This is a genomic window from Pseudomonas sp. PvP028, assembly GCF_017832255.1.
Lineage (GTDB): Bacteria > Pseudomonadota > Gammaproteobacteria > Pseudomonadales > Pseudomonadaceae > Aquipseudomonas > Aquipseudomonas syringae.
On sequence record NZ_JAFIBL010000001.1, the window covers coordinates 5,104,450 to 5,115,267 of the forward strand.

Annotated in this window: 6 protein-coding genes; all 6 read left to right on the forward strand. The window is 61.6% G+C overall.

What is annotated here, in order from left to right; genetic code table 11:
* Positions 1-144: 144 nt before the first annotated feature.
* The 6 genes from pvdM (at position 145) to JOE34_RS21885 (ending at position 10,689) form a co-directional block, all read left to right on the forward strand.
* On the forward strand, positions 145-1,539 hold the full coding sequence (pvdM, locus tag JOE34_RS21860; RefSeq protein ID WP_032660561.1) for a pyoverdine-tailoring dipeptidase-like protein PvdM: 1,395 nt from the start codon (positions 145-147) through the stop codon (positions 1,537-1,539).
* Positions 1,532-2,812 (forward strand): aminotransferase class V-fold PLP-dependent enzyme, encoded by a 1,281-nt coding sequence (locus tag JOE34_RS21865; RefSeq protein ID WP_032660560.1) that lies wholly within the window; start codon positions 1,532-1,534, stop codon positions 2,810-2,812. Before pvdM ends, JOE34_RS21865 begins: the two co-directional genes overlap by 8 nt.
* 47 nt (positions 2,813-2,859) lie before the next feature.
* Complete coding sequence (locus JOE34_RS21870; RefSeq protein WP_032660559.1) at positions 2,860-3,726, forward strand: formylglycine-generating enzyme family protein; 867 nt, start codon at positions 2,860-2,862, stop codon at positions 3,724-3,726.
* Between the two features lie 66 nt (positions 3,727-3,792).
* A complete protein-coding gene (locus JOE34_RS21875) occupies positions 3,793-5,469 on the forward strand; it encodes a cyclic peptide export ABC transporter (RefSeq protein ID WP_024664124.1) in 1,677 nt (558 codons plus the stop codon).
* A 304-nt stretch (positions 5,470-5,773) separates the two neighbouring features.
* The gene (locus JOE34_RS21880) at positions 5,774-8,005 is read left to right on the forward strand and encodes a TonB-dependent siderophore receptor (protein ID WP_032660558.1); all 2,232 of its coding nucleotides are present in this window, start codon (positions 5,774-5,776) and stop codon (positions 8,003-8,005) included.
* Positions 8,006-8,277: 272 nt separating this feature from the next.
* On the forward strand, positions 8,278-10,689 hold the full coding sequence (locus JOE34_RS21885) for a TonB-dependent siderophore receptor (RefSeq protein WP_209996661.1): 2,412 nt from the start codon (positions 8,278-8,280) through the stop codon (positions 10,687-10,689).
* The last annotated feature ends 129 nt before the right edge of the window (positions 10,690-10,818 follow it).

The window sequence follows — 10,818 nt, forward strand, 5'->3', positions numbered from 1 at the left end:
AGCTAGAACGTAAAACCGGCAGACAAATTTAGCGCTGTACCCACATCCATGCCCCCGCGCTAAATTTATCGGCGATCCGCTCGTTCTCCACCAGATAGCAACAGCCGTCGCTGGCTGCGCAACGGTTAACCACACGAGACGGAAATGACAAGACCGCGTTGGAAAAAAGCTCTCTTCATCGGCCTGCCGCTGGCCCTGGCCATTAGTGCAGGTACGGGCTTTCTGGCCTGGAATTACTGGTCGCCGGCAGGCTACCCGGTCAAGGTCATGCAACAGGCCGACGACCTGCAGGAGCGGATCATTTCCTTCGACAGCCACATCACCGTGCCGATGAAATTCGGCAGCGAGGGCAACGAAGCCGACAAGGACGGCTCGGGGCAGTTCGACCTGGTGAAAGCCGCGCGCGGACGCCTGTCCGGGGCTGCACTGACGGTATTCGGCTGGCCGGAGATCTGGAACGGCGACAACGCCCCGCATCGTCCGACACCCGGTTTCGTCGACGAAGCACGCCATCAGCAGGAAGTGCGCTACCGGATCATCAGCGGGCTGGTGCGCGATTTCCCCAATCAGGTCGGCATCGCCTACACCCCGGACGACATGCGCCGCCTGCACGGCGAAGGCAAGTTTGCGATCTTCATCAGCATGCTCAACGCTTACCCGCTGGGTAATGACCTGAGCCTGCTGGACCACTGGACCGCACGCGGCATGCGCATGTTCGGTTTCAGTTACGTTGGCAACAACAGCTGGGCCGATTCTTCACGCCCCCTGCCCTTTCTCAATGACACGCCCGACGCTCTGGGCGGCCTGTCGGAGATCGGCAGGCAGGCCGTGCGCCGCCTCAACGACCTGGGTGTGATCATCGACGTGTCGCAGATGTCGAGCAAGGCGCTGCAACAGGTCAGCGAGCTGAGCCGTACGCCCATGGTCGCCTCGCACTCGGCGCCGCGTGCGCTGGTGGACATCCCGCGCAACCTCAGCGACGAGGAACTGCAGCTCATCAAGCGCAGCGGCGGCGTGGTGCAGATCGTAGCGTTCCCGGCCTATTTGAAGCCGCTGAGCCAGAAAACCCAGGACAAGCTCAACGCGCTGCGCAAGGACTTCGACCTGCCACCGCTGCCGAACCTGGCCATGGCGCTGATGCCCGGCGACCCGATCATCACCGTCTGGCCGGAACAACGCTTCGGCGCCTATGCCAGCAAGCTGTACGCGATTCTTGAGGAGGAGCCCAAAGCCACGGTCAAGGACTTCGTCGACGCCATCGATTACACCGTCCGCAAAATCGGCATCGACCACGTCGGCATCAGCTCCGACTTCAACGATGGCGGCGGCGTGAAAGGCTTCAACGATGTCAGCGAGATCCGCAACGTGACGGCCGAACTGATCGAGCGCGGCTACGCCGAAGCGGATATCACCAAGCTCTGGGGCGGCAACTTTCTGCGCGTCTGGGAGCAGGTTCAGGCTGCTGCTCGCCCGGATGTGAAGCACATGAATCTCTCAAACGCCGCTACCCGACCCTCAGGCGCAGACGCTCATGACTGATCGCAGAACCTTTCTCAAACAGGCCGGAGTGCTGGCCGCAGCCCTGCCACTGGGCTCCAGCCTGGCAACGGCGGCCATGACGCCAGCCACTCAGCCGGCCTCCACGGATAAATGGACGCGCCTGAAACAATTGTTCAATCAGGACCCGGACTACGTTCACCTCTCCAATTTTCTGGTCACCTCGCACCCTGCACCGGTTCGTCAGGCCATCGAACAGCATCGCGCGCATATCGACCGCAATCCCGGTCTGGCCATGGACTGGGACCTGGGAGAGACCGAGCGCCGCGAACACGAGGTTCGCGTCTGGGCGGGCAAGTACCTGAACGCCCAACCCGGCCAGATCGCCCTGACCGGCAGCACCACTGAAGGCCTGGCGATCATCTACGGCGGTCTCCATGTGCGCCCGGATCAGGAGATTCTGACCACCGAACACGAGCATTCCTGCGTCCGCGACATCCTCAAATTCCGCCAGCAGCGCGACGGCACGCAGGTGCGCAAGATTCGCCTGTTCAAGGACCCGGCTACCGTCTCGGTCGACGAAATCATCGGCTCCATCGCGCGCAGTATCCAGCCGAAGACGCGGGTGCTGGGCATGACCTGGGTGCAGTCCGGCAGCGGCGTGAAACTGCCCATCGGGGCCATCGGCGATCTGGTCGAGGAACACAACCGCAACCGTGACGACCAGGACCGCATCCTCTATGTGGTCGACGGCGTGCATGGCTTTGGCGTCGAGAACCTCGACTTCCCGGAGATGAAGTGCGACTTCTATGTCGCCGGCACCCACAAGTGGCTGTTCGGTCCACGCGGTACCGGCATCGTCTGCGCCCGCTCGGAACAGGTCAAGGACCTCACGCCGCTGATCCCGACGTTCTCGGAAGCCACCGGTTTCAGCACGATCATGACGCCCGGTGGCTACCACTCGTTCGAACACCGCTGGGCGTTGAACGAGGCCTTCAAACTGCACCTGAAACTGGGCAAGGCCGATGTGCAGGCACGTATTCACCAGCTCAACAGTTACCTCAAGCAGCGCCTCAAGGCCCAGCCCAATGTCGAGCTGGTGACGCCCATGGACCCTGCGCTGTCGGCGGGCTTCAGTTTCTTCCGGCTCAAGGGCCAGTCGTGCGACGACGTGGCGGCCTGGCTGATGAAGCAGCGCATGGTCGTTGACGCGGTGAGTCGCGACGTCGGCCCGGTGGTGCGCACCGCGCCGGGGCTGCTGAACAGCGAAGCCGAAATCGATCGTTTCATGACGCTGCTCGCCCGGCGCGCCTGACACAAATGCACTGATCACCTGTTTTCCGTTTTCCATCGAGACCCGTCATGAAAAAAACACTGCTGCCCCTGTCCGCCCTGCTCGGCCTGTTGCTATGTGGCACCACCCTCGCCGCCACGCCCGCAGCGGTGCCCGCGCCCGGAAAAGTGTTCAAGGACTGCAAGGACTGCCCGGAAATGGTCGTGCTGCCTGCGGGCACCTTCACCATGGGTGCGCCCGAAGAGGAACTGGGTCGTCAGCCGGACGAAGGTCCTCTGCATGACGTGACCTTCGCGAAACCCTTCGCCATCAGCCGTTTTCAGGTGCTGAGCGGCGAGTGGAACGCTTACATCAAGAGCTCCGGCTACAAAATGCCGGACGGCGATACCCGGCCGGGTCGCGAGTGCAAGGCCGGCACACCGCGCTACCCGCTGAGCCCGCGTCAGCCTGCGGTGTGCATGGACTGGAACGAAGCCAAGACGTATGTCGAATGGCTGTCGAAAAAGACCGGCAAGTCCTACCACATGGTCAGCGAAGCCCAGCGCGAATACGCAGCACGCGGCAGCAGCAAGGGCTCCTTCCCGTTTCCGATGGACGAAGGCAAGCCCTACAGCATCGCCAAACACGCCAACACCTACGGCCCGGAAGACGGTTTCAGCTACACAGCGCCCGCTGGCAGCTACAGCCCTAACGATTTCGGCATCTACGACGCCCACGGCAACGTCTACGAATGGACTGCCGATTGCGAGACCAGCAACTACAATGGCGCGCCCACCGATGGCAGCGCATGGCTGGCCGGTGATTGCACCTGGAAGATGATTCGCGGCAATGACTGGACCGAAGCGCCGATTTTCTCGCGCTCCGGCAACCGCAACAGCCGCCAGCCGGATGTACGGGGCGACTGGCTGGGTTTCCGGGTCGCCCGCGACCTCTGACGGACTTCATGCGCCCCCGGCCTGAACAAGCCCACGCCGCACTCACGGACACTGACGAGACACACCATGACCCGCACAACTGAAAGCCTCGCCCGGGAAACCCTGAGAATCCTCAAGCCGTTCTGGTGGCTGGTGGCGCTGTCGACCTTGCTGGGGATTGTCAGCGGCCTGAGCGTCACCGGCCTGCTGGCCACCATCAACAACGCGATGAACATGCCCGGCGGGCCGGACACGCAGACCGCGCTGCTGTTTGCCGGCCTGTGTGTGCTGACCCTGGCGTGTTCGACCCTGTCCAACCTGTCGACCAATTACGTCGGCCAGCGAGTCGTCGCCAACCTGCGCCGCGAGCTGGCGGCCAAGGTGCTGGTCGCGCCCATCGAGCAGCTGGAACGCTATCGCGCGCACCGCCTGATCCCGGTGCTGCTCAACGACGTTAACACCATCAGCACCTTTGCCCTGTCGGTCGCGCCGATGGTGATTTCGTTTACCGTCACCCTAGGCTGCCTGGCCTATCTGGCCGTGCTGTCCTGGCAGATTCTGGCACTGACGGTACTCACCGTAGTGCTCGGCACCGGCGCACAATACCTGGCGCATGCGTTCGGCATGCGCAGCATTCTGGCCGCGCGCAACAGCGAAGACGAATTGCAGAAGCACTATCAGGCGCTGTCCGCAGGCGCCAAGGAGCTGCGCATTCAGCGCAAACGTCGTCAGCACATGCTCGACGAAAAGATTCACGGTGCCACTGAACACATCTGCCGCTCGAACATTCGCGCTGCCAACATCTTCGTCAGCGCGGAAACCTTCGGCTCGATGCTGTTCTTTGCGGTGATCGGCATGGCTATTGCCTTTCAGGCGCTCTGGCCGACGACCGAAAAGACCGTACTGGGCGGCTTCGTGCTGGTGATGCTGTACATGAAAGGCCCGCTGGAACGCCTGATTACTGCCCTGCCCGGCATCAGCCGTGCGCAGATCGCCATGCGTCGCATCGCCGAGCTGTCGTGGAAATTCTCCAGCCCCGAACCGCACCTGCTGGTCAGTGACCGACCGACGTCGCTGGCCAGCATGCACACGCTGGAGCTGCACAACCTGCGCTATGACTACCCGCCGGTCGAGGGCAGCGATGCCTTCCACCTTGGCCCGGTCGACTTGAGCATCAAACAGGGCGACATCGTGTTCATCGTCGGCGAGAACGGCTGTGGCAAGACCACGCTGATCAAGCTGCTGCTGGGCCTGTACACGCCGCAACAGGGCGAGATCCGCCTCAATGGCCAGGCCGTCACTGCGGAAAAGCTGGATGACTACCGCCAGCTGTTCACCACGATTTTCGCCGACTACTACCTGTTCGACGAGCCGTTGCAGGGCCAGGCCGCGCTGCCGCAAGACGCGGGCAAATACCTGGAGCGCCTGGACATCGCGCACAAGGTCAGGATCGAGAACGGGGCCTTCACCACCACCGATCTGTCGACCGGTCAGCGCAAGCGTCTGGCGCTGATCAATGCGTGGCTGGACGAGCGTCAGGTGCTGGTGTTCGACGAGTGGGCCGCCGATCAGGACCCGGCGTTCCGTCGCGTGTTCTACACCGAGCTGCTGCCGGAACTGAAGCAACAAGGCAAGACCATCATCGTGATCTCCCATGACGACCGCTATTTCTACATCGCCGACCAGCTGGTGCGGATGCAGACCGGGCAGATTCAGGTCGAACAGGTTCACAGCGAACCCCGCGATAAAACCATTACGGCGTGATTCACTCGCGCCTGAAACGCCCCGCCCGGTACGTCCGTGAGCGGGTTTTTTTTGCCTGTGCACTCCGCGCCACGCTCAATTACTAGCCAAACGCCATGTTTTTTTGTGGATTGTGAAAAAAACATTAAATAAACGTTATTCGCTTTCGTTCTCATTAACAGCGAATTGCGCGCCCAGCCATCTCTCGCGCAACGCCCCATAAAAAAGTAGCTCACGCCTGCCCGGTCGACGGCTGGACCCGACTGCGCAGACCTGAACGACGCTCCCGATCTCCTTGCCGATACTTACTGGAAAGAGCCAATTCATGCACAACCCGTCACGACTCACCCCGCTCAGCAAAGCGTTGATGCTCAGTCAGATGTTCCGCTCCCGGCCATCCATGGCGGCCATGGGTCTTGCGCTGTGCATGCCGGTGGCCGGCCAGGCGCAGGAAACTGTCGCAGACGATTCGAACACCACGGGCACGCTCAATCTGGCCCCGACCGCAATCGACTCGCATTACCTGGGCACCAGCACCGACGGCACCGGTTCCTACACCACCGGTGCAGTGAGTATCGGCAAGGGCGCACCGCAATCGCTGCGCGAAACACCGCAATCGGTGAGCGTGGTGACTCGGCAAGTCATGGATGACAACAACCTCACCAGCCTCAGCGACGTGCTGGAAGACACTCCGGGTATCACCTTCCAGTACCGCAACTTCGGCGGTCACGTGTACACCTCACGCGGCTTCTCGCTGCTGGCGGAAAGCTTCCTGGTCGACGGCATTGGCGGTCAGGGCTATCAGATCACCGGCTGGATGCAGCCCGACATGGCGATCTACGACCGCGTGGAAGTGCTGCGCGGCGCGTCAGGGCTGCTGGTCGGTGCCGGTCAGCCCGGCGGTGCGGTCAATCTGGTGCGCAAACGCCCGACCGCCGAGAACAAATTTTCGATCACCACCCGCGCCGGCTCATGGGACCAGTACCGGGTCGACCTGGATGGCAGCGGCAAGCTCAACGATTCAGGCACCCTGCGCGGGCGCATGGTCGCGGCCTACGATGACAGCGGCTCCTACCTGGACGGTCGCGACAGCCGCACGCCGCTGCTGTACGGCATCGTCGAAGCCGACCTGAGCGATGACACCACCCTGACCATGAGCCTGCGTCGTCAGGAACAGGTCATCAACGGCTACTCGATCTATGGCCTGCCGCGCTACAGCAACGGCCAGTCGCTGGGCCTGTCGCGCTCGACCAACCTGGCGCAGAAGTGGAACCGCCATGAAAGCGACATGACCGAGGTGTTCACCGAAGTCGCGCATCGCTTCAATGAAGACTGGACCAGCCGGACGTCGCTGACCTATTCCCAAGGTGGCTTCGATCAGAACATTGCCTACGCACGGGGCGCAGTGAATCCCGTGACGCTGGCGGGCTCCAACTTTCAGGGCACGCTGTTTCGCAAGGACGAGGTCGACAGCGTCGGTCTGAACAGCCAGCTGGAAGGCAACTTCAACGCGTTCGGCCTTGAACATCAAGTGACCCTGGGGGCCGATTGGTCGAAGCAGGACGCCAACACACATCAGGCGACCGTGACCAGACGCACCGCAGTCAACGTTTTCGACGTCAACGAGAATGCGTTTGCCAAACCGGCCCGTCCCGCTTGGCAAAATGACATCGACACCACCGAAGAACGCGCGGGTCTGTACGCCAACACGCGCATTCACCTGAGCGAACCGTTGAGCGTGGTGCTGGGCACGCGCCTCAGCTGGTACGACTACAAGTACGACGTCAAAACCGGTGCGGCAAACAGTTACGAATCCAAGCAGACTCAGGAATTCACCCCGTTCGCCGGCCTGATCTATGACATCAACGACAGCTGGTCGTGGTACGCCAGCTATGCCGACATCTTCACGCCACAGGCCAACTACGTCACCGCTGGCGGCTCGCCACTGGACCCGGCCATCGGCTCCAACTACGAAACCGGCTTCAAGGGCGAGCTGTTCGACAAGCGCATGAACCTGTCGATGGCGCTGTTCTATATCAAACAGAAAGATGTGGCTGCCGTTGATGTGAACACCACTGAACTGTGCCCTACCAGCTCCGACGGCTCCTGCTACCTGCAGGACGGCATCAGCCGCAGCAAGGGTGTCGACGTCGAGGCCAGCGGTGAAGTGCTGCCGGGGCTGCAAGTGTTCGGCGGTTACACCTACAACATGCTGCGCAACAACGGTGATTCGGATGTGGCTTACGAAACGCCGAAACACATGCTGCGCCTCAACACCAGCTACAACCTGCCGGGTGCCTGGAACCGCCTGACCCTGGGCGCTGGAGTGTCGGCGGATTCGGGTTACGAAGTGCCCTACGACAAAGCACTCGGCGTGGCCGGTCGGGCCATCTGGGATGCCAGGGCGTCATGGAAACTGGACGAAAACTGGAAGGTGTCGCTAAACGCCGAAAACCTGTTCGACCGCAAGTACTACACCACCTCGATCGCCACCGACCGCTCCAACGTCTACGGCGAACCGCGCAGCTACGTCCTGACCTTGCGGGGGGATTTCTGATCTAAGTAAACGATAGGCGTGATTCTAGCGCCTACGCTCTGCATTCAGCGTTATACACAAGCCCGCTTTTGATTCTGGCCGAAGGCCGTGGGAGCGAACTTGTTCGCGAAGACTGTAGTTCAGACGATGCATTTTTGGACAACATACTGGCCCATGAGCGTTTGAGCGAGCGGAACGCTGGGGGCCGGGACACTCAGCAAACATCTGCATACCACCAACTCCACCGCAAATGCATTATCCTTCGCCATTGATCTCAACGAGCCATCCCTCCCATGCAAACATCCTCCAGCCGTCTGCGCACAGGCCGCGTGAAAACGCTCGGCCTGCGTCTGGGCGGTGTGGGGTTGTTGCTGGTGTTGAGTGTCCAGGGACAGGCGCTGGCGGAAGAATTCGAGTTCGATATCCCGGCCCAGACCCTGAGCAGTGCGCTAAAGGAATTAGGCCGCCAGTGCGATCTGCAAATCCTCTATAACCCCGACGACCTGAACGGCAAGCTCAGCAGCCCGGTGCATGGCAGGCTGACGCCCGAACAGGCAGTTGCCGACCTGCTGAAAAAAGCCAACGTAGCGCACAGTCTTGAAGACAACACCCTGACCCTTGGCGCTGCTGCCTCCGCACAAACCATGAATCTCGGGCCGGTGGCGATCAAGGGCGACTCGTTCGGCATCACCTCCGAGGGCAGCGGCTCGTATGCGGCCACTGGCGTGAGCATCAACAAGACCGCTCAGTCGCTGCGCGAAACGCCGCAGTCGATCACCGTCATGACCCGCCAGGTGATGGACGACAAAAACCTCACCGGCCTTGATGAAGTGATGGCCCAAACGCCCGGCATCACCTTTTCCCAACGTAACTTCGGCTCTCATGTCTTCAGTTCGAGGGGCTTCGCGCTGGAGGACGAGAGCTACATCATCGATGGCGTGGCCGGTCAGGGTTACAGCGTGACCGGCTGGATGACCCCGGACATGGAAATCTACGACCGCGTTGAAGTGCTGCGCGGCGCAGCCGGCTTGCTGATCGGCGCAGGCAACCCCGGTGGCGCGGTCAATCTGGTCCGCAAGCGCCCGACCGCACTGCCGCAGCTGTCGATTACCACCCGCGCAGGCAGTTGGGACAACTACCGGGTCGACCTGGATGGCAGCAGCAAACTCAACGATTCCGGCAGCATCCGCGGGCGTTTTGTAACGTCCTATGAAGACCGCGGCTATTTCACCGATGGTCTGCAGAAAACCGCGCCGTTGCTCTACGGCATCCTGGAAACCGACCTGAGCAAAGACACCACCCTGACCCTGGGCGTGCGCCATCAGAACGCGGACACCCAAGGCTTTTCGATCTTCGGTCTGCCCCGCTACAGCAACGGCAAGGCCATCGACCTGCCGCGCTCCACGTCGCTGGCTCAGGACTGGAACCGCCACCAGACCCGCACCGACGAAGTGTTCAGCGAGCTGGAAACCCGCCTTGACGAGAACTGGAGCGGCACACTGTCGGCAACCCACTCCGAGGGCGCTTTCGATCAGAAGGTCGCCTACGCACAGGGCGCTATTGATCCGGCGACGCAGAACGGCTCCCGGCTGGTCCGAACCCTGTTCCGCTCGGACGATATCCATAGCAATGGCATCGACGCGCACCTGGACGGCCGGTTCGACGCCTTTGGCCTGACTCACCAGTTGACCGTCGGCGGCAACGGGTCCGTGCAGAAACGCGAGTCGCGCTATGCCACGGTCAATGCCAATCAGCCACTGGCTATCTTCAGCCCCGACCACGACGCGATTGCCGAGCCTGCGCGCCCGGCCTGGAGCAGCACGGACTACAGCGACAAGCGCTATGGCGTCTACAGCAACCTGCGCCTGAGCCTGACAGAATCCTTGAGCCTGGTGATGGGTGGCCGGGTCAGCAGCTATGACTATCAGACCACGTCCGCAGGCGTAAACCGTCGCGCGCAGGAGGACAACCAGGTCACGCCGTTTGCGGGGGTCATCTACGACCTCAACCGGGACTGGTCGTGGTACGCCAGTTACACGGATATTTTTCTGCCGCAAAGCGCCTATCGAACCGCCTCAGGTACGCTGCTTGATCCGGCCATCGGTGCCAGCCATGAAACCGGAATCAAGGGCGAGCTGTTCGACAAACGCCTGAACGTGTCACTGGCGCTGTTCTATGTGAAGCAGAAGGACGTGGCCGTCGAAGATGATGCCAATGCGGGTCAGTGCCTGAGCAATGATGCCTATGGGACCTGCTACCTGAACGGTGATATTCGGCGCAGCAAGGGCATCGATATGGAAATCAGCGGCGAGCCGTTACCGGGATTGCAGACCCTGGCCGGCTACACGTTCAACATCACCCGCGGCAGCGACGGGCAATCGATTTCAGCAGAAACACCCCGGCATATGCTGCGCCTGACCAGCCGCTACACCCTGCCCGGCGCCTGGCGTCGGTTGACGGTCGGCGGCGGGGTTTCGGCGCAGAGCGGCTACTCGGAACACGAGTCGACCCAACCCATCGATAACGCTGGCCGGGCCATCTGGGATGCCCGGATCGCGTGGAAAATCGACGAACACTGGTCGGTGGCCCTCAACGGCAACAACCTGCTGGATCGCAAATACTACAAGGCCACCGGTGACATCGACCGCGGTAACTATTACGGCGACCCGCGCAACTACGTGCTGACCCTGCGCGGTGATTTTTAAGCGACGCTCGCGCCGCGCACTCAAGAGCGTCCAGAAAGGCATGCCCACGCTGGAGTGAACTGACCCCAAAAAGTCGGACGTTTGACTATCGTTCCCATGCGCGTGGGAATGCCGTTCGTGACGCTCTGC